The sequence below is a fragment of the Marnyiella aurantia genome (genome assembly GCF_014041915.1).
Lineage (GTDB): Bacteria > Bacteroidota > Bacteroidia > Flavobacteriales > Weeksellaceae > Marnyiella > Marnyiella aurantia.
In genome coordinates, this window is record NZ_CP059472.1 from 2,264,902 (window position 1) to 2,286,236 (window position 21,335).

A 21,335-nucleotide genomic window follows, 5' to 3' on the forward strand; every position below is an offset into this window, starting at 1 on the left:
TTAAATATAAGGCCAGAACTGTATTAATATGTGTTAATAAAAATGTTTTAACTCAGAAATTTGTAAATTTGCAGAATAACGTGTTTTGAAATTACTCAAAGCTCATACGAAAAGAAATTATGCCCAATCAGAAAATTTTGTACATTACTACCGAAATGTCTCCATATCAGGAAGATAGCAGTATAGCGGCTATGGCCAGCAAAATGGCGCTTAAGATGCATGGTGCCGGAAACGATGTACGGGTATTTATGCCCAGATTTGGAATCATCAGCGAAAGAAAGTTTCAGCTTCATGAAGTTATCCGGCTGTCCGGTATGAACATCATTATAAATGATTTGGACCAGCCACTCATCATTAAAGTAGCCTCTCTGCCAGGCGAAAGACTGCAGGTGTATTTCATTGACAATGAAGAATACTTTAAAAGAAAGACATTCTATAAAGATGATGAAGGACAGAATTACGAAGATAACGGTGAAAGAGCGATCTTCTTTGCACGGGGAGTAATTGAGACCATCAAAAAGCTTAACTGGGTTCCGGATGTGATCCACCTGAACGGATGGATGTCTTCCATGATTCCAATCTATCTGAAAACCTACTACAGGAACGACAACTATTTTAAAGATACCAAAATGGTAATGTCCCTTTATAATGAGGAGAATTTACCTCTTGAAAAGGATTTTGCTGAAAAACTGAAATTCGACAGTATTACAGACTTTGATAAAGCTGAATCGCCTGCTTTCAGAGATGTGGTAGTGGAAAGCCTCAAGTATGTGGACGTGGTTATAAAAGGAGATGAGTTTCTGGACGCCGACCTAAACCAGGCCTTTACTGATACAAAAACACAAAAATCTGAATATCTGGATTCGCAGTCTATTGAAAATATATATTAAACCTGAATTTGATGATAAGTACTATTAAGAACATTACAAAAATCGCTTCTGTAATTGCATTCGGAAGTGTTTTTTTATATAGCTGTGAACCCGAAGCTGATAACCTGGGCGAGCAACTCTTTTCCGGAGCTCAGCTTAATGAGGAGAGCTTTGATATTATTGCCTATAACCTAAATAACAACGACACCATCCGCACGGATGCTTCAGAGCTTAGCCTGGCTCCGCTCGGTGCTTTTTCGGAATCGGCATTTGGTATGCAGAAGGCCGCATATGTCTCGCAGGTAAGACCAATGGAGTATGATCCGGTTTTTGGCGATAATGCTGTGGTAGATTCTGCGGTACTTGTTATCAAACCACTTTATGTCCCGGATTCAGCTACTGTGACTACGGATGATAATTTCCTTTATTCAGAACAGAACATACCGGCAAAGAAAGTGGTCACGTCCTACCCTGTAGTGAAATATGGGAAACATAACCGAGATTTAACGCTTCGTGTTCATGAAGTTACTGATTTCCTAGGCGGTGCCGGCCAGATCAGTTTTTCTGACCGTACGGTTGCCTACGGAACCGAACTTGGCTCAAGGGTGTTTAAAGGTAATGTCAGCTCGTCTGTAATTACCAAAGATTCCGACAATACTAACCTGTGGACAAATGATATAAGCCTCAGGATTCCTATGAGTGCTTCCTTTTTCCAGCAGAAAATTGTGGATATGGAAGGTTCGGCAGAACTGAAAGATGCGGCAAGTTTTATCAGACATTTTCGCGGCGTAAGAATTTCAGTTGATGAAAATGATGGCTACATCTTCAGGTTTACACCTACTAATGCTGAAATCATACTTTATTATAAATATGACAAAGTTGAAAACGGAACAACTACGCGTCCGCAGTTGATGAAGAAATTTACATTGGGAGATCCAAATGTACGTTTCGGTCAGTATACCTACAACAGAACCGATGCGCCGATAAGTGCTGCTCTTGCAACCACAAATCCTGTTTCAGGAGACGCCAGACTGTTTGTTCAGGGTATGGGCGGTCCCGGTTTTGGGTTCAGAATTCCTGATGCTGAAATTGCTGCTCTAAAAGAAAAATTCAGCCAGGACAAAATTGGAATTATGGGCGCCAAAATCCGTGTGTACACAGACGAAACCGTTTGGAACAATAATTACGAGAAACCTACAGCATTTGTGTTCCTGCAAAAAGACGCTACAGGCTTCCTGCCGGAAGTCAGTGCACTTACTGCAGCACCAAATTTCAGTCTGGTAAATGCATTTGACCTGAAAAAGAATCCCGCTTATTACGAATTCACTGTAACCAAATCACTGAAGGATATCGTAGAAGCTGAAGCTGCAAATAAAGATTTTGTTGTTAATGCAGGAGCATTTAAATCCAATGAAGCTAACCAACTGATGGGTTACAAAGCCGATACCAGGTCTTTTGTACCGAACAGAGTAGTATTGGTAGGTACAGATGCAAGCCGTGCCAACAGAATCCAGCTCAAAGTAATTTACGGAACCAAATAATAAAAAAAAACTAATAACTATGTGTGGAATTGTAGGATATACAGGATTTCAGGATGCTTATTCTGTAGTGATCAACGGTTTGCGTAGACTCGAATACAGAGGATACGACAGCGCTGGAATCGTACTGGACGGAGATTCATCTTTTAAATTGGCCAAGACCAAAGGTAAGGTAGATGATCTGGTGGCTGTCTCTGAAAACCTGAAAGGTACAGCAACGATCGGCATGGGGCATACCCGTTGGGCTACACATGGTGTGCCCAGTGACCGGAACAGTCATCCCCATTTGTCCAATAACGGAAAAATTGCACTTGTTCATAACGGAATCATAGAAAACTATGATACCATTAAGACCATGCTTACCGAAAAAGGCTTTGTTTTTCATTCGGAAACCGATACTGAAGTGCTTGTAAACCTTATCCAGTATTTTATGGATGTGGATGCCGCTATAGATTTCCCTACTGCAGTGCGTTATGCCCTGAATGAGGTATATGGAGCCTACGCTATTACAGTTATGCACGATGATTTCCCCGGAGTGCTTGTTGTAGGCCGTCTCGGTTCTCCACTTGCCATCGGTCTTGGCGACAAGGAATACTTTATTGCCTCTGATGCATCACCTTTTGTGGAGTTTACTAAAGACGCCATTTATCTGGAGGAGGGTCATATGGCCATCATATCTTTGGAGAATGGTGTAGATATCAGATCAATAACTGATAATGTTAAAGTTGTACCTGCAATCCAGGAGTTGAAGTTAAGTCTTGAACAGATTGAAAAGGGCGGTTATGAGCATTTTATGCTGAAGGAAATTTTTGAGCAGCCGAAGTCTGTACACGATACAATGCGGGGCAGGCTTTTGGTGGAAGAAGGCATTATAAAAATGGCCGGTATTTTTGATCATCTTGAAAGGTTCAACAACGCGGGCAGGATCATCATTATAGCATGTGGTACCTCGTGGCATGCAGGTCTTATAGGTGAGTATCTTATTGAAGAGTTTGCCAGAGTGAATGTGGAAGTTGAATACGCTTCTGAGTTCAGATACCGAAATCCTATCATCACTGAGAAGGATGTCGTGATAGCCATCTCGCAGTCCGGCGAAACTGCTGATACAATGGCAGCACTTAAACTTGCGAAAGAGAAAGGAGCTTTTATCTATGGAATCTGTAACGTAGTGGATTCTTCTATCGCCCGTATAACAGATGCCGGTTCCTATACACACGCGGGACCAGAGATCGGGGTAGCATCTACCAAGGCATTTACAGCACAGCTTACAGTGTTATCCCTAATTGCTCTGAAACTGGGCAAACACAACGGTGCACTGAGCAACTCCGAGTTCATGAGCCTTATTACGGAACTGGACCTGCTGCCTAAGAAAATTGAGGAAGCCCTTCAAAGCACTCACGATATCACTAAAGAAATTGCAAAAGATTTTGTAGAAACTCAAAACTTCCTTTATCTTGGTCGTGGATATAATTTCCCATCCGCATTGGAAGGTGCTCTTAAACTGAAGGAGATCTCCTATATTCATGCAGAAGGTTATCCGGCAGCAGAAATGAAGCACGGACCAATTGCTCTTATTGACGAGAATATGCCAATCGTAATCATCGCTCCCAAGAAGGGTCATTATGACAAACTTGTGAGTAATGTGCAGGAAATTAAGGCACGTAAAGGAAAAGTAATTGCTGTTGTTAATAAAGGAGACCAGCAGGTAAGTGCGATGGCCGATTACGTGATCGAAATTCCTGAAACATCTGAATGTTTCTCTCCAATCATAGCAGCAATCCCGTTACAGTTGCTGGCATATTATATCGCAGTTTACAGGGGAGCTAATGTGGATCAGCCCAGAAACCTGGCGAAATCAGTAACAGTTGAATAAAAACAGGGCAAACAAAATATTCTAAGATTTTTTTCGTTTTTCAAAAAAAATCTTAAAAGTTTCTTAAAAAAATTATATATTTACGGCTTAATTATAAAAATTAACATGAAAAGGATATTTCTTTTATTATTATCAGCGTCAGCAGTATCTGCAACGGTATCTTGTTCAGGCGGAGGAAGCTCTGCGGGTAAACCAGGAACAAAAGGAGAATTGATACCAAAGGAAAGATCAAGAAGTTTTGTTGCACAAAGACCATACGGAATGGTATCCATTCCTTCAGGTTCATTTGTTGTAGGTCTTGCAGATCAGGATATGACCAATCAACCTGAAAAAGCACAATTAAGAACAGTTACAGTTTCTTCATTCTTTATGGATGAAGCCGAGACAACCAATGCGGAATACCGCGTATTCATTAATTATGTACGTGATTCCATAGCGAGATCCCTTTTGGCGGAAGCTGCGGGTGAAGGCGGTGATGGAAGCGGAAGAGGGGAAAGCATCGGCGATTATGCATATCAGGCTTACCAGGAAGATGAAGAAATGACGCCTTACCAGGAATGGCAGGAATCTCAGGGTGGCAGGGATGAATCCGGCTACGATGCCAATAAAAAGCTGGACTGGAGTATTCCTTTGCACTGGAGCACAGCAAAATATCCTGATGTAGAATACGCAGAAGTGTTGGAATCAATGTATTTGCCTGCTTCTCAAAGAGTTGGTAACCAGAGAGTGATTGATGCTTCCAAATTAAGATATTCTTATGTATGGGAAGATCACAATACCGCAATTGCCGAGAATGCAAGAGGAGCAAATTTCCTTAAGAGAGAAAGTCTTGCAATTTACCCTGATACAACGGTATGGGTTAGAGATTTTCACTACTCTTATAACGAACCATTATTTGAACAGTATTTCTGGCACAACTCCTATAAAGATTACCCAATCGTAGGCGTTACCTGGGATCAGGCAAGAGCATACTGCGATTTCCGTTCCAAACTGAAGACTGATTATAATGAAAGCCTGAAGAGAAAAAAGCAGAGACCAATGAAATTCCGTTTGCCAACTGAGCAGGAATGGGAATATGCTGCAAGAGGTGGACTGGAAAATGCGCCATTCCCATGGGGCGGACCTTATCTGATGGACGACAGAGCCTGTTATTTGGCAAACTTCAAGCCAAAAAGAGGTAGCTATATTGAAGATGAGAAATTAGGAACATACACTTACACAGCACCGGTAAAGAAATTCAGAAAGAACGGTTACGGTCTGTTTGATATGTCTGGAAACGTTTCCGAATGGACAGTATCAGACTTTAACAATTCATCTTACGGATTCTCAAATACACTTAACCCAACAACCAAAGGTACTGCAGATACAAGAAAGTCAGTACGTGGTGGATCCTGGAAAGATATAGGCGCAATGCTTATGGTTGGAGCCAGAGATTGGGAAAGAAAAGATTCAGCAAGAAGCTATATCGGTTTCAGAACTGTTCAGGATATTCCGGAATCTGCTGTAAAGCCAAAAAGAAGAACAAACTAATAACTAATTGATTTCTAATATTAAAAAAGTAAAATAATGATCGGAAGAGTTTTCGGAACAAAGGACGGTATATATAACTTTGTCTATTCATTTGGTGCTGCTATCGTAATTTTAGGAGCGTGGCTTAAGATTACACACCTTAGCTTCGGACCTATTACAGGAAACGTTGCATTGACCATCGGTCTTGTAACAGAAGCTATCATCTTCGTAATTTTCGCCTTCGACCCTCCTAAGTCTGAGGAAAGCTATGCCTGGGAAAATGTATATCCGGAGTTATTGGATAAGCATGCGAAGCCAAACCCACTGCACGCTAATGTTTCTTCAGGAAGCAAGCAGCAGATGATGCTGGATATGGAGAACTCTCTGAGCAGCAAACTGGATAAGATGCTGGAAGATGCGAGACTGGATGTTGGACTTTTTGAAAGGCTGAGAACAGGTATCGATAAATTTTCAAACTCTGTAGACCAGATTAACCAAACGGTTGACGTTTCTGCATCTACGCACAAGTATAACGAGCAGCTTAACAGAGCAGCTTCGCATATGGAAAGTATGAACCAGCTTTACGCTATGCAGTTAGAGCAGGGACAGAAGCAGTCTGAATTCAACAGAAGATATGTAGCTGACCTTGAAAAATCAGCTGAGCATTCTGCTAAGTTTAACGAAGAACTACACGGTCTAACTTCTAATCTGAACAACCTTAATAGAGTTTACGGAGGTATGCTTACTGCGATGAAGTCCTAATTTCCGGTACATTTTAACTTATATATAAAAAAAGAAAGAGAAAATGGCACAAGGAAAACAGACTCCACGTCAGAAAATGATTAACCTGATGTATTTAGTGTTCATCGCGATGATGGCGTTAAATATTGATGCGGAAATCATCAGATCTTATTATGAGTCCACACAGTCGCTGAAGGATACGCGAATGCTTACAGAAAATAAGAATACTGAAATATTCGAAGTTACTCTGGCGGCCAAAGCTGCTACCGTTCCGGATACTTATGCACAGCCCTGGGAACAGTACAAGGTGCTGAAAGGTAAGATTGATGATCTGGTAGCTCATGTAGACCAGGTGAAAGATAAAGTAAAGAAGGACTCCGAGTTTTTCGAAATCAATCCTGAAACGAACCAGCCGGTTGATATCAGTGAGAACTTTACTGCTTTAAATAATAATACAGCTACAACTCAGTATTTCTTTAATGACGGTGACGAAACCGTACCGTCCAAGAACGCTGAAATTCTGAAGCAGAAGATGACTGATGTCCGTAATTATATTACTCAGACATTCGGGAATAACGCTAATATGAAATCATTAGTAGACCGTGCTGACAAATCGTTAAGAACGGAGTATCCAAAAGAAAATAAGCTTGATGATAAAAACTGGTTGCAGTCTAAGTTTTATAACCAGCCGCTTATCGCTGCTATCTCCAACCTGGAAATTATTCAGAATGACGCACGTAACGTTCAGTCGGACGCTTTAGCACTGATGCTTCAGGAGAAGGTAGATGCAAGTATTAAGTTTAATCAGTACGATGCAATTGTTAAAGCGCCTACTGATGTTGTTCAGGGTACTAAAGCAGAAGCTACGGTTTATTTGGCATCTTATTCCAACAGTGATAAAATCCGTATTTCCGGAGTTAGCAGAACTGAAAACGGAAAAGGAATCGTTGGTCTTAACACCGGTGGTCTTGGTGAAAGAAAAATTGGCGGAACAATTACAGTACAGATGGCGAACGGTGAACCGGTATCAATACCTTATACCCACACCTATAATGTAATCGCAGGTCAGAAAGAAGTTCAGTTTGAAACAGGGGCTACAGTTTCTGCGGATAAGATGAATGTACTTTACCGCGGACTTGAGAATCCGATTTCAGGAGCTATCCTGGGTGTGGACAATTCCAGACTTTCACTTTCTGCACCTGGTGCTAATGTGAAAAGTGCAGGAGCAGGAAAGTGGATCGTAACCCCTACTTCGGGAACTACAATCAAACTTACTGTATCAGGCACGGGTCCAAGAGGTACACAGTCCAAGAGTTTTGACTTCCGTGTGAAAGGCGTTCCAAATGCTCAGGGACAGATCAGAGACAAGAATGTAGTAAGTATGCCTGCAACTTCAATCAGCAAGCAGTTGGTTACAGCTACAATTCCAGACTTTGATTTCCCGGTTACATTTACTGTAACAGGATTTAAGTTCAAGATTGCCGGACGTGCCGCAACGTATATTACAGGAAACAGTCTTCAGTCTGTAGACGGTATGGTTAAGTCACTGCGCTCCGGAGATGCGGCCTGGATATTCGATATCGAAGCTACGGCCAGCGGATTGGGTAACCAAAGGTTGAAGAATATCACACCTGTAGTAATCAATGTTCAGTAAAATTTTTAAATTGTATTAAATTCATTAACATGAAAAAATATATTAGCAGTTTATTAGTAGTAGTTTCAGGGTTTGCATTTGCCCAGACTATTCTTAATGCTAAATCGCCGGAGGAGTTCAGAAAACTCCGGGACGATAATATGCGCATAGTAGGAGACAGTATTGTTTCCGCTGAAATAACCCCGCTATCCTACGGTTATGTAGATGAAAAGGATATTTTGAAAAGTGTATATGTGTGGGAAATTATAGACCTAAACGACAAAGTCAATCAGCCATTTTACTATAATACAGAAATTGGATTCAGCAACCAGACTAAGTCTATGTATCAGGTGTTGCTAGATGCAGCTTTGTCCGGTCAGATTTCAGAAGTTTACGAAGAAGAAGATTTTCTGACTAAACTTTCTCCGGAAGGAATCCTGAAAAGACTGGAATCTACCAGGGTAGATGACGCGCTTATTGACATCTATAACTCAGGCAGAACTCCTACTCAGGAAGAAATCGAGAGATATACCGACAGGATCCGTACTACATCTGATAAAGTACAGCTTCTGAAGGTGATGGGCATGTGGTTCATTGACAAAAGAGACAGCCAAATGAAGTACAGACCATTGGGAATTGCAGCCATGGGTCCCGATCCTGCGACTGCCGGACAATTAGGTCCAGACGGACAGCCAATTGGTGGTGATGATGCTTATATAGACCTGTTCTGGATTTACTATCCTGATGCAAGAAAAGTGCTGGCCAACAATATGGTGTACAATAAGAAAAATACCGCTGCAGACCTGAGTTTTGATGACCTGATGAATGCAAGAAGATTTTCGGCAGTTATTTACAAGTCATCAAGTGGTCTGGGTGAAGGTACCATTAAGGATTATATTCCGAGAAATGCTGAAGAGCAAATTGAAGAAAGTAACCGTATTAAAGGTCAGATCCTTGCCATGGAGAACGAAATGTGGCATTATTAAAATAGAACTTTCAAATCTATATAAACCTGAGTATCTTTACTCAGGTTTTTTTTATGCAGAAAGTTGATTATATTATTGTAGGAGGTGGCTATGCAGGAATTTTCTTTGCTCACCAGTTGCTTACAGCCGGAAAGAGTTTCAAATTATTTGCTGGAGGTGCTCAGGGAGCTTCACATGTTTCGGCGGGTGTAGTAAATCCTGTTGTACTTAAGAAGTTTACTACATTTTGGCTCGCTCAGGAACAGATTAACTGTTTAAAGATGACGATCACAGAAATGGAGAGTTATACAGGCAAGCAGTTTCATATTGACGAACCTGTGTGCCGGATATTCCATGATGACAATGAAAAGAAGCTGTGGGAGAAAAAACAGGCGACCGATGCGCTCAGTCCGTTTTTATCACTGGAATTCACAAAACTGGACGTCGTAAATAATGAGTATGGTATTGGGACTGTACTGCAGTCGGGTAGGTTGGACGTACAGTCATTCTTCAGTTCGCTGTCCGAATTCCTGAATGAGAACGGTAACCTTAAGCATGAAATATTTGATTATAAATTACTGGATGCAGGTTCATCAGTTTACATGAACTTAGAGTACAGTAAGATTATTTTTTGCGAAGGAATGGGTGTCCTTAAAAATCCATTCTTCTGTCAACTACCGGTTCAGGCTAATAAAGGACATCATTTAAAGGTGAAACTCAGTTCTGAACTTAATATTTCGGCAACCTTAAAGAAGAAACACTTCCTTTTTTCTCTTCGTGACGGGAACTATTATTATGGTGGAACCTATGACAGGCACCAGCTGGATGAGGGTATTAACCCATCAGCGGTTGAGGAGTTGGAATCAGGGTTGAAGCAAATGTATCCTCATGAATACTTAACGACAGAAATCAATTACGGTTTCCGGCCAACAGTGGGCGACAGACGTCCGATTCTAGGCGCGCATGAAACATATAAAAATATGTACGTCTTCAATGGATTGGGAGCCCGCGGTATCCTTAACGGAAGTTATTTTGCCAAAGTCCTCTTCCAGCATACAGAATCCGGGAGTCCATTACCTGCTGAAGTGGATTTAAAAAGATTTACCGTGAGATAATTTTGTTTATAACCAAAATAATCCTATTTTTGCCCACCATTAAGAGAGGTGTCCGAGTGGTTGAAGGAGCTAGCCTGGAAAGCTAGTATACGGGTAACTGTATCGAGGGTTCGAATCCCTTCCTCTCTGCAATTTCAAACAGCCTGCCGGTTTATTCCAGCAGGCTGTTCATTTATAGGTCATCTCTGCTTTGCGTAGAGAATACTAAAACTGCCGGCACCAAAGGTGCCGGCAGCAGATTTTTGAAAATATAAATATCGGTATTACAGTCTGGCTTCCGTGTCGTCGTTATACCAACGGTCGTAAGTGGTGCGCGCATCCTCTTCATTTCTAGGCTTATAACCCATATAGATACCGCCATCCTTAATATCAGATTCATAACGTGCGGCTTCATCCTCAGGAACACCAGCGCCTGTTAGAGCTCCTACAAGACCACCGGTTGCTGCACCAGCACCTGCGCCTGCAAGACCTGCAGCCAACGGACCTGCTACTACCAGTCCCAGACCGGGAAGGAGGACATTAGAACCGATTGCAGCAACTGCGCCAACTACCGCACCAATTCCGCCACCAATCAGTGAGCCTGTTCCTGCGTTGTCCGCAACTTTGTCGCCAAGTGCCGTATCATGGTCAGAGTTGGTAAAGTATGTATCACGCGTTTTATCAGACATCAGCACATTTACATCATCTTTGCTGTATCCTCTTCCATGAAGATCCTCATATGCTCTGTCGGCTTCTTCTCTTGTTCTGAATACTCTGGATACATAATCGTTTCTGAATTCTGGTCTGAAAGGTTGATTTTCCATAATAGTAAAATTTTAAATGTTAATATTTGTTTTGTGCTTCCTAAAATTCAATTACGATGCCACAAATAATGTCATTAACATTGTTTAACACTACGGAAATTGCTGTTGAGGACCTTTTAATGGGGGATTTGCAGAAAATACCGCCTGTATTTTAATTTTAATATTGCCTGGAAATATTATCCAAACATCAGGTTGTCAATGCTATATATTTCGGGACTTATCTGTTAATCATATTGCTGAATTCTCCTCTAAGATTAAGGGCGAAGTTTTCAGCAAAGGTCCCGGAGTAGTTTGGATTATCCAGCAGATGCATGGCTTTCGTAATTGCGCTTTCTGCTGTCATATCATGTCCGCTGATGGCACCGATTCTTTTAAAGATATTACTGTTTTCGTATTTGCCAAAACTGATTCCTCCGGAAATGCATTGGGTTACCACCACAATTTCAGTCCCGTTATCGCGGATTTTACGTAGTGTACGTTCCGTTTTGGCACTGCTGAAAATAGTTCCGCTCCCAAACACCTGCAATATTAAAACTTTCATTTTTGGTATTTCAGTGAAGTAGTCCAGGGTCATCCCGGGGAATATTCTCCAAAACAAAACCTGTCGCGATATATGCATGTCCGCAGTAAACGGTATGTCTGCCGGGCTGCGGTATAAAAAATCTTTCTCAACTTTTAGATGTACTCCCGACTGACCTAACGTAGGGTAGTTAGGACTCTGGTAGGCATCAAAATACTCAGCTGAATATTTAAGCGTCCTGTTACCGCGCAACAGTTTGTATTCAAAGTAAATGGCAACTTCCTGGATTACTGCTTCTTCGTTCTCATACAGGCTGGCATAGTAAAGGCCTGTTAACAGATTTTCCTTTGCATCAGTTCGCAGGTCACCAATCGGAAGTTGCGAGCCCGTAAGGATAACCGGTTTCCGCAGTCCTTTGAGCATAAAACTTAATGCCGAAGCGGTATAGGACATTGTATCGGTTCCATGCAGAATTAGGAATCCGTCATAAAACTCATAATTTTCCTCAATATAATGCGCAACTTCTTTCCATTCTTCGGGTCCAACATCGGAGGAGTCAATCGGTGTTTCAAAAGCCTTAACTGATACCTCGCATTCGATGAGGCTCATTTCTGGAATTTTGCTGAATATATTGGAGAAGTTAAAGGGAACCAATGCACCGGTTTCGTAATTTTTTTCCATTCCGATGGTGCCACCGGTATATATAAGGAGTACTCTGCGTTTCATACTGTAAATTTACGGTAAATCAGCATAATTGAAAATTATTGAGCTAGCTGTTCATAACATCAGCATTTTTACTTTAGGTTCAGGGTAAAAGTGGATTATTCCTTCTTTTGGTACCATTCTTGACCAGCAGTCCGCAAAGATTATAGATATGAAGGGAATGTTGCGGAAGCATGGATATACCGCATTAGCGGGTTTCTTAATGATAAATCTAATACACTGTACGAAGAATGAACCTACTGCCGAAAGTAGAGCCGGTATGGATCAGGTACTGGAAGAGCAGAAAAAACAGCAAACAGAAGATTCGCTTCGCCATGAAGCAGAGAAAGTGAAATATAGTTTTTTTATTTTTCCAAAAAACAAGAAGGATTCTGCCATGGCGGCTTTCAGGGAGAAATTCACCGATAAGGAACAGTATACGATATTAGCACTAAACCGTCTGGACAAAAAAAACAGCTGGAGGGCAGATTCTCTTATCGTACCGGACAAACTTGCTGTAGATTTCCTGCAGTATTCACCATTTCCAAAATCTCTTGATTCTCTTCAGCACGTGGACAAAATGGTTTTCTTTTCTTATGCGATACACGCTTATGCGCTTTATGAGAATGGGACTCTTATAAAATGGGGTCCCAGCAGTATGGGAAAAAAAGCCACACCAACAAAAACGGGACTTATGTTTGCCAACTGGAAAAAGGAGGAAGCGATTTCAACTTCAAATTCAGAATGGATTTTACGCTGGAATTTTAATATTCATAATACTGCGGGTATAGGCTGGCACCAATATGATCTGCCGGGGTACCACGCCTCACACTCATGTCTTAGACTGCTGGAAGAAGATGCGAAATGGATGTACTCCTGGGCGGATACGTGGGTTCTGAAGGATCAGGGCCAGACCGTAGCGGCAAAGGGTACACCGGTTATTGTTTTTGGCGAATCAGACTTTAAAAGCCGTCCCTGGATTAAGCTGCAGTCAGATCCGGCAGCCAATGATTTGTCGGCAGGCGACATGAATAAGGTGTTCGTTCCTCATCTTTCCGAAATTATTAAGGCGCAGCAGCAGGCTAAGGCTATACGCAATACATCACTTTCCAATCGGATGACCAAAGAATCTATTCCTCAGGCATAAGTCTATCAGCTTCATGCAGGAGTGTGGAACTGATGGCAAACTTTCTTAACATTTTCATTTCATGCTTTGCCTTTTTCTGCCCCCATAAGGAGGCGGCATAGGTAAGCAGTATTAATCCCAGCGTCACAAATGATACCGGAAGTGCCCATTTATAATCGTCAATCTTTATTTGCTCTCCCACAAACCATAGGGTAATAAAAACCATCCAGAGAATGCCAAACAGAAAATAAAGGAACATAAAGAATGTCCACACCGCTGCGCTGGGACCGAAGATGCCGCGAACCGCAGTTTTACCCTCCTCAAGTTCCGTCCGCAGCGCCAGATTGGGTTTCCAGTAATTGTCGTACTCCGTGATGACAGTAATAACCGCAGTTTGCGGATTAATATTACCCACAAAATACTTATTATGTTTTTTCAGATAGGATTTTAAATTGTGTGAGTACTCCTCAGGTGTCAGTGAAGTATACATCTTAAATCGGGGTCTGGATCTCATTCTGTCCAGAGTAGTTTCTTCAGTATTCATTCTTGTTCGGTATAAGGTACGGGATCTTCCAGGTAGAATGACATTTTAAGTTTCTGTTCTTGTCGAAGGATTTCGACTGTGATTTTTTTTCCCGGTTCGGATCTCATTAATTGCATTATTTGTTCCAGATTCATTTCCCCAGCACTTCTATTGTTAATTTTCAGCAGTTTGTCCCCTTTTAGTAAACCTGCACGGTAAGCCGGCGAGTAAACGCGGATTCCTGAAACTGAGTAATCAGGCTTTAAGGTGAACTTATACCGAAATTCATTGGTGGTCGCAGCATATCCTGTGGCAGCTGCTGAATGTCGCGGAGATGGGTTTTCTACTTTCACAAATTCCCGGCCCCATGACATGCCGTCATGTTTTATTTCCAGCCCGCTCATATTCAGATGAAAAGCATCATTGAAACTACGGTTCCTCTTAAGATACATCCTGCTGCCCGGATAATCCAATATTATCGTGAATCGTCTCAAAATTTCCCCGCCCAGACTGCCTTTTCGGTCCGGAACCAAAGTAAGGTGTTGAGCTGATTCTGCATCTGGCAGTGCAGCGAGCGGCTTTTCGAATGTAAATTTATTAAGATACAGCCGGTGTATCCGGCTTCTTTTACCAAATATATCGCCGTTAAAACCGCGACCCAGAAAATCATCAATATTGGGCGCGGGGTATTGAAAACCATCAATGGTAGCTGCAAACAGCCAGAGGGGATCACTGTTACCCAAATCCACCAGCAGTTTAGATTCGGACCTGGTGGATAACAACTCAACTCCAGCAATTACGTAAGGCTTGTTCAGTTCCAGACTTATGGGGATTTCTGTAAAGGATTTTCCCCGGGCTTTTTTACCTTTGCCGCTACCAAATACTGTAATTTTTTTTGTTGAATAGTCTATTTTTATCTGATGATTCCGAAAGAAATGATATCCAATTATTCCGTTTACCGGAATTCCCACATGTGAGGAAAAGTTGAATTCTTCATTAAGTATAACAAAGATCGTATGACCCGGATCCAGTAAGGATTTACCAATCTGCACCCTGTTATTCACAGATTTTAATCCCTCGATTTCCAGGTTTCCGCCCCATCCTGAAAATTTTACTCTCTCAGAATCCGCCAGCTTAAGCTCTTTATCTTCCAGACTGAAAAGCAGGGTCTCCGCAACCCCTGTGTCTACCAGAAATGTCAACTCTACTCCGTTTACTGTGATCGGGATGAAGATAAGGTTATTAATTAACTGAAAGGCAAACGTTTCATGCCTTGTTTCATCTGCTAAGCTAAAACCATCCTGCGCGCTGGCGTGGGAAGTAATAAGTAAAACGAGCAGCAGGACAGTTTTCACTTTATGAAGTTACAAAATCTTTTGAATCGGTTACATTGCTCGTTACAATGAAAAATCAATCATCAATTACTGAAGAAATGATCTGCTGTGCGTCAGTTTACGATTATGCAGAGTTCACAAACAATACTTTATTTTTTTATAAATTTATTAGTGACTTTAGAGGATATAGTCTCAATGATAATGACATAGGTGCCGGGAGAAAGGTGTGAAACCGGAATTTTTCTGATATCTTGATCTGCACTGTATACAAGACGGCCTGAAGTATCCAAAATGCTAATCTTTTCTATCCGATGCGCTGTTACGATATGTAGGTACTCCTGCGCAGGAACCGGGTAGATCTGGACAGATGCCGGATTCCGTGTTTCATTTGTACGCAGGAAGGACTCGCATTCTCCACCAGGCTGATCACCCATGATTGTCCATCCTTTCACCCCTGTTAAGTGGGACCTTGCGGCTATGGCGAGGGGATCTTTGTACTGTAACGGGGCAACATTTCCAATAGACAGGTTATTTACAGTGTTCGGGTTGTTACTCCAGCCATACAGGGTTCGGTCGTAGTTTGCACATGAAAGACCAGTATTAAGCAACATGTTGTTAGCAGTTGTTAAATTTTGCAGATTCCAGTCTCCCAGATCCTGATTGAAGGAGGTTGCACCGGCAAACAAATCGGTCATATTCTGTACATCAGTAACATTCCAGTTACTCAAATCCTGATTAAATGCCGTGCATAAATGGAACATATGAAGCATTGAGGTAACGTTAGAAACATTCCAGTTAGAAAGCGGCTGATTAAACTGAGTCAGATAATGAAACATCCAGTCCATATTGGTAACGATCGCAGTATTCCAGTTGTTTAGTGGCTGGTTAAAATTTCCGGCCTGGGAAAACATATAGCTCATGTTTGTTACTGAGGAGGTATTCCAAAGATTGACTGTCGGATTTGCCAGTAAAGATAAACAGTTGTGAAACATGAGGGATGTGCTGGCAACGCCTGTCAGATCGGGAATGTCTGTTGCGGTGACGTTCAGATTGAAACAATCGGTAAATGCAGCCTCCATACTCGTCCAGTTAATATTTCCCCATTGAGTCACCGTAAGTATTTTTTCGAAGTCTCCTAAAGGAGACATAAGTACAGGTATGCCTATATTGGGTGATACGAAAGTATGATCATAAAATTTTACTGCATCAAAACTGCCGTTTCCGTTGGATACTTTAACCTCGTAAGTTGCAGCAGCGGAATTGGGATTTAGCGGAGTGCCAAAGTCAATCTGGAAATGAGCCGTGGATGTGATGCCGTTAAGGGTTCCGTTATGAGCCGGAAAACCAATTTCCTCCCAGTACACATTAAAATTTGTTCCCTTTCCCGGAAACCAAATTTGAGTATTGGTGGACACTATATTCCCGGCAATATTCTGGGTGCTTGCATTAGCCGGTTTCCACACCGTTATAAACTCATTCTGTCCCATGACAAAACCAAATGCCAGCAGACAGAGGGTAAAAAGTAATTTTCTAAAATTCATCGTATTTCGCAATTTGTATCTCAAATGTAGTAATATATAGTGTTTAGACAGCATTTTTTAAGAAAGCAAACCGGGGTGAAATTTTCGTTTGACTTACCCGCAGAAAATGCTTTTTCCCACAAAGGTGTTTTATGGCGCAGAATTGTTGATTCGCTACGGGATGGATTGGGCGGGACCCGGTAATAAAAAAAACTCCGGAATTCCGGAGTTTTTTTGATATGTATTTTAAATTCAGATTAGTATCTGTAATACTCGGGCTTATATGGTCCTGCGACCTCTACACCGATGTATTTTGCCTGCTCTTCGGAAAGAGTTTCCAGTTCAACACCAATTTTTTTCAGGTGAAGCATAGCTACTTTCTCATCCAGTTGCTTTGGAAGTGTGTAAACTTCATTTTTGTATGCGGACGCATTGGTCCAGAGTTCGATCTGCGCCAAAGTCTGGTTGGAGAATGAGTTGGACATTACAAAACTTGGGTGTCCTGTGGCGCAACCAAGGTTTACCAAACGGCCTTCTGCCAGGATAATGATGTCTTTACCGTCAATATTGTAAAGATCTACCTGAGGTTTGATCTCATTTTTGGTATCACCATAATTTTCGTTCAGCCAGGCCATATCGATTTCATTGTCGAAGTGACCGATATTACAAACGATGGTCTTGTCCTTCATTTTAGCGAAGTGTTCACCTCGTACAATGTTGAAGTTACCTGTTGTGGTAATGATGATGTCAGCCGTTTCAATAACGGTGTCCAGTTTTTTCACTTCATAACCTTCCATCGCAGCCTGAAGCGCGCAGATCGGGTCAATTTCAGTTACAGTAACAATAGAACCTGCACCTCTGAATGAGGCAGCTGTACCTTTACCTACATCACCGTAACCGCAAACGATTACTCTTTTACCTGCAAGCATCACGTCGGTAGCTCTTCTTACCGCATCTACAGCAGATTCCCGGCAACCGTATTTATTGTCGAATTTCGATTTTGTAACGGAGTCATTTACGTTGATGGCCGGCATTACAAGAGTTCCGTTGGCCATTCTTTCGTACAGACGGTGTACACCTGTGGTGGTTTCTTCAGAAAGACCTTTGATCTCTTTCGTCAGTTCCGGATAACGGTCGAAAACCATATTGGTGAGGTCGCCGCCGTCATCAAGGATCATGTTCAGAGGCTTTCTGTCTTCGCCAAAGAATAAAGTCTGCTCAATACACCAGTCGAATTCCTCTTCGTTCATTCCTTTCCAGGCATAAACAGGGATTCCTGCGGCAGCGATTGCAGCAGCAGCGTGATCCTGAGTAGAGAATATATTACATGAAGACCAGGTTACATCGGCACCCAGGGCAACAAGAGTTTCAATTAAAACCGCAGTCTGGATGGTCATGTGCAGACAACCCGCGATTCTTGCACCTTTCAGTGGCTGGCTTGGACCATACTCCTCGCGGATGGCCATAAGACCCGGCATTTCAGCCTCGGCAAGCATTATTTCTTTTCTGCCCCATTCAGCTAATGAGATATCCTTAACTTTATAAGGGACGTATTGTGTGGTAGTTTCCATCTTATTGAAAATATTTGTGCAAATTTACGAACTAATTCCTTTACCGCAAAACATGCCTTTTTATCAGGACCTTACCGACGAAAATGCCGCTATTCAATTTTGGAAATATAATGAAGACGATGTATTTGATCACACAGATCTGATTAATCCGGAAGATTTTGCCAAAGTAGAGCACTATCATCCAAAGAAACTTATTGAATATCTGATGATCCGCCAGATGCTGAAAATGCTGAAACCGGACCATAAGATCCTTTACAAAACCATCGGCCAGCCCTATCTTTTTCCGAAGGATGCCTTTATCTCTATCAGTCATTCATATCCTTTTGCTGCACTTGCCATTTCGCAGAAAAGAGTTGGGATAGATATGGAGCGCATCCAGCCCAAGATCGTTAGGGTAAAGCATAAATTCCTGAATGAAGCTGAGCTTTCCTGGACGGAAACTGAAAATGAAGTGGAGTTGCTGACCGTAATTTGGGCAGTGAAGGAAGCACTGTACAAACTTCATCCTTCTAAACTTTGGTCACTGAAGAAGCATTACGAAGTTGAAAAATTTTCCTTAAATGCTCTGTCCGAGATATGCTGCCGGGTATTTGATATGGATTTTGAAGATGCCTACACCGCACGCGTAACCAAAATGGAAGATTATTATTTTGCAGTGGTGGAGGAGGATCATTCTCTTAACTTCAGGATTCCGGATACAAGCCCGTTCTGAATGATCTTGGTTCTCAGGATCAATTTTCCGCCTGAAGTTTACAGTATTCCTCAGTAACCTTGCGCTGTTCAAGCACTACATCGAAAATAAGTTCCAGAATTTCAGTAATGCTGCTCAGTACCGTGAGGCGTGTCAGCCGGTTAGGATCTCGGTTGTCAAAAAATTCGTTTTCAGAAATCTCTGATTTTCTTTTTTCAATTAGCTCATCCACAATGCCTTCAGGCTTCATTCGGCTGTTGATGATACTTTCATTATCCGGTGTTTCATTATTCAGCAATGAAATTATACGTGTAAGTTCGCCGGTAATCTTCAGGTTCCAGCTTTCAGTATCGATCTCCGGAAAACCGTCTTCGGTACTGTTGTATTGTGCCAATGATGCTGTATAGGCTGTAAGCAGGTGGGTGGTGGTAACAAACTGATGAAGGCTTTCCAGCTGCTTTTGACGGTTTTTTGGATCCGAAAGCATACGCTGAAAATTATCGGAAAGATTAGCCAGGCTGATGATGGCTTCCTTGCGCTGCAGGCGGTAGTTTTCCTCATTTACCTCACCCACTTGCCGGATTTTGTTGATGACCGTCTGGAAGTAGCGGATATTTGCTGCTGTGGATTTCTTCATCAGGTCCACATTCTGGGTATGTTCCCAAACAGGCAGAACGAAGTAGGAGACCAAAAAAGCGATGAGTCCCGCTATGAGTGTATCAAGAATCCGGTCCTTAAACAGTAAGTTTACATTTCCCGGATTCAGGAAATTAAAGGTGATGAAAATGTAGAGGGTCATGAAGAACACGGCCCAGGCATATTTCTCTTTTAAAAGGGCAAAGCACAGGATCATTGAGGTGAAAAGCAGGCTTAGAAGTACAACCTCATCCGTTATCCAAATAAGAGTTATATAAGCCACCACGGCTCCTGCCACCGTGCCGTACAGACGCAGTAGGTTCCGGTACTTTGTTGTACTGTACGCGGGCCTCATAATGGCAATGATGGTAATCAGGATCCAGTAGGAATGCCCAATATCCAGAAAACTGAGCTTCGCGATTGTATAACCTGCTAAAAGTGCACATGTAATACGTACTGCATGTCTGAAATGAGCAGATTTAAAGGAAAGATTGTTCAGGAGAACTCCGATATTCAGGCGCTCCTGTTGTGGCACAAACTTGTCAAAATCCAACCCGGTGGAAAGACTTTTGGCATTTCTAAGGTCCTGGGTAAATACTTTGTAGATAATTGAAATATCATCGGTGATATCCTTTACCCGAGCCAGGATAAGCCGTAATGCCATGAAATTCTCCAGTGTGGTGGCGTTCAGATTCCTGTTTCTGAGGTCAAAATAGTTCTCATGAAGATCAGCAAGTTTATCTTTAAACGGATGTATGGGCTTGCTCTTCACACCGCTTTGCAGCGAAATTCCGATGTTGGATATTTCTTCGGATAACAAAAGCAGATAGGACTGGATTTCCTGAAGGATTTCGGCATTACCGAAGCCCTCATGGATTTTCCTGTAGTCCTGATCGGACGTGAATAATTTGTCAAACAGGTCCACAGAGTTCAGAAACATCAGCATCAGCAGGCGGCTTGTTGTCGTACTTTCATTTACAATGATCCGTGTCTTGAAGACTACCTCGCGGGTTTCTTCCTGCAGGTTTTTTATAATGACCTGCCTTGCAATGACTTCACGGTACAGATCATCCACCCTTGCTCCCTTTCCGTAGAATCTTGATTTGATTTTCAGGTATACGCCCAACTGCAGGTAATTCTCACCTATCATCTGGCTCGCCAGTTTATAAGGTTGAAGGGTTGATACCACCAGGAAAACAACCAGGAACCAAACACAGCCACCCGTGAAAATAAGTAAATCCCGCAGTGCATGCCCGCCGGAAAGGTTACCGTCTATAAAAATGGAGAACACCACCATGGTGAGTCCACCCACAGCGGCAAGTCTTTGTCCGTAAACGCCGACCATTGAGAAGAACATTCCGACAAGGATGAGTCCCAGATAAGCTAATGGCAGTATTCCGTGAACAGCGCTTCCCAGAACAGCCACAAGAATAAAGGTGAAAATGGCCAGTACGAGCGCGTTGCGCCGGCGGGTAAATGGCCCGGCCATATCTGTAAGTCCTACGAAACTGGTGCCCAGCGGAAAGAGGAAGTACTCCTTAAGTAAACCGAAATAAGCCAGTACAATGCTGGGTATTACAATAGCAAGGGCGATCCTTACTGCGGAGTAAAGATATTGACTGCTAATAAATTTTCGGAGATCGGATGCGTAACTCATGAATTGGGT

At 42.2% G+C, this 21,335-nt stretch carries 17 protein-coding genes and 1 tRNA gene; 11 read left to right on the forward strand and 7 right to left on the reverse strand.

Annotated elements, in window-relative coordinates:
* Nucleotides 1-119: 119 nt before the first annotated feature.
* From H1R16_RS10545 to H1R16_RS10585, 9 genes are all read left to right on the forward strand, one after another.
* Nucleotides 120-890 carry a glycogen/starch synthase gene (locus H1R16_RS10545; protein WP_181886589.1) on the forward strand — a complete coding sequence of 257 codons (771 nt, stop codon included), beginning with the start codon at nt 120-122 and terminating at the stop codon, nt 888-890.
* 11 nt (nt 891-901) lie between these two features.
* Complete coding sequence (locus H1R16_RS10550; protein ID WP_181886588.1) at nt 902-2,410, forward strand: DUF4270 family protein; 1,509 nt, start codon at nt 902-904, stop codon at nt 2,408-2,410.
* Between the two features lie 19 nt (nt 2,411-2,429).
* A complete protein-coding gene (gene glmS, locus H1R16_RS10555; RefSeq protein WP_181886587.1) occupies nt 2,430-4,280 on the forward strand; it encodes a glutamine--fructose-6-phosphate transaminase (isomerizing) in 1,851 nt (616 codons plus the stop codon).
* Nucleotides 4,281-4,385: 105 nt separating this feature from the next.
* Entirely contained in the window at nt 4,386-5,810 is a 1,425-nt protein-coding gene (porK, locus tag H1R16_RS10560; RefSeq protein WP_181886586.1) for a T9SS ring complex lipoprotein PorK/GldK, read from the forward strand.
* A gap of 36 nt (nt 5,811-5,846) precedes the next feature.
* Nucleotides 5,847-6,551: a type IX secretion system motor protein PorL/GldL gene (gene porL / locus H1R16_RS10565; RefSeq protein WP_181886585.1), complete on the forward strand. Its 705-nt coding sequence runs from the start codon at nt 5,847-5,849 to the stop codon at nt 6,549-6,551.
* Nucleotides 6,552-6,594: 43 nt separating this feature from the next.
* Nucleotides 6,595-8,184 (forward strand): type IX secretion system motor protein PorM/GldM, encoded by a 1,590-nt coding sequence (porM, locus tag H1R16_RS10570; RefSeq protein WP_181886584.1) that lies wholly within the window; start codon nt 6,595-6,597, stop codon nt 8,182-8,184.
* Nucleotides 8,185-8,213: 29 nt separating this feature from the next.
* Entirely contained in the window at nt 8,214-9,149 is a 936-nt protein-coding gene (gene porN / locus H1R16_RS10575) for a type IX secretion system ring subunit PorN/GldN (RefSeq protein ID WP_181886583.1), read from the forward strand.
* A gap of 53 nt (nt 9,150-9,202) precedes the next feature.
* Complete coding sequence (locus H1R16_RS10580; RefSeq protein WP_181886582.1) at nt 9,203-10,243, forward strand: NAD(P)/FAD-dependent oxidoreductase; 1,041 nt, start codon at nt 9,203-9,205, stop codon at nt 10,241-10,243.
* A 42-nt stretch (nt 10,244-10,285) separates the two neighbouring features.
* Nucleotides 10,286-10,372: transfer RNA gene (locus H1R16_RS10585), tRNA-Ser, on the forward strand.
* A gap of 134 nt (nt 10,373-10,506) precedes the next feature.
* Here the strand turns inward: H1R16_RS10585 and H1R16_RS10590 are convergent.
* Both H1R16_RS10590 and H1R16_RS10595 read right to left on the reverse strand, forming a co-directional pair.
* A complete protein-coding gene (locus tag H1R16_RS10590) occupies nt 10,507-11,046 on the reverse strand; it encodes a hypothetical protein (RefSeq protein ID WP_181886581.1) in 540 nt (179 codons plus the stop codon).
* Nucleotides 11,047-11,263: 217 nt separating this feature from the next.
* Nucleotides 11,264-12,292 (reverse strand): asparaginase, encoded by a 1,029-nt coding sequence (locus H1R16_RS10595; RefSeq protein WP_181886580.1) that lies wholly within the window; start codon nt 12,290-12,292, stop codon nt 11,264-11,266.
* Between the two features lie 148 nt (nt 12,293-12,440).
* On the opposite strand from H1R16_RS10595, the gene H1R16_RS10600 reads away from it, so the two are divergent.
* On the forward strand, nt 12,441-13,415 hold the full coding sequence (locus H1R16_RS10600; protein WP_181886579.1) for a L,D-transpeptidase: 975 nt from the start codon (nt 12,441-12,443) through the stop codon (nt 13,413-13,415).
* On the opposite strand, the gene H1R16_RS10605 is transcribed toward H1R16_RS10600, so the two are convergent.
* The 4 genes from H1R16_RS10605 to ahcY form a co-directional block, all read right to left on the reverse strand.
* Nucleotides 13,399-13,938, reverse strand: coding sequence for a hypothetical protein (locus H1R16_RS10605; RefSeq protein ID WP_181886578.1), 540 nt, complete (start codon nt 13,936-13,938; stop codon nt 13,399-13,401). The genes H1R16_RS10600 and H1R16_RS10605 overlap by 17 nt on opposite strands.
* Nucleotides 13,935-15,272: a PDZ domain-containing protein gene (locus H1R16_RS10610; protein ID WP_181886577.1), complete on the reverse strand. Its 1,338-nt coding sequence runs from the start codon at nt 15,270-15,272 to the stop codon at nt 13,935-13,937. The genes H1R16_RS10605 and H1R16_RS10610 overlap by 4 nt, the downstream gene beginning before the upstream one ends.
* Nucleotides 15,273-15,400: 128 nt before the next feature.
* Complete coding sequence (locus tag H1R16_RS10615; protein ID WP_181886576.1) at nt 15,401-16,792, reverse strand: BspA family leucine-rich repeat surface protein; 1,392 nt, start codon at nt 16,790-16,792, stop codon at nt 15,401-15,403.
* Nucleotides 16,793-17,028: 236 nt separating this feature from the next.
* A complete protein-coding gene (gene ahcY, locus H1R16_RS10620) occupies nt 17,029-18,342 on the reverse strand; it encodes an adenosylhomocysteinase (protein WP_181886575.1) in 1,314 nt (437 codons plus the stop codon).
* Nucleotides 18,343-18,394: 52 nt separating this feature from the next.
* On the opposite strand from ahcY, the gene H1R16_RS10625 reads away from it, so the two are divergent.
* Nucleotides 18,395-19,054 (forward strand): 4'-phosphopantetheinyl transferase family protein, encoded by a 660-nt coding sequence (locus H1R16_RS10625; RefSeq protein ID WP_181886574.1) that lies wholly within the window; start codon nt 18,395-18,397, stop codon nt 19,052-19,054.
* 19 nt (nt 19,055-19,073) lie between these two features.
* On the opposite strand, the gene H1R16_RS10630 is transcribed toward H1R16_RS10625, so the two are convergent.
* The gene (locus tag H1R16_RS10630; protein WP_181886573.1) at nt 19,074-21,326 is read right to left on the reverse strand and encodes an FUSC family protein; all 2,253 of its coding nucleotides are present in this window, start codon (nt 21,324-21,326) and stop codon (nt 19,074-19,076) included.
* Between the last annotated feature and the right edge of the window lie 9 nt (nt 21,327-21,335).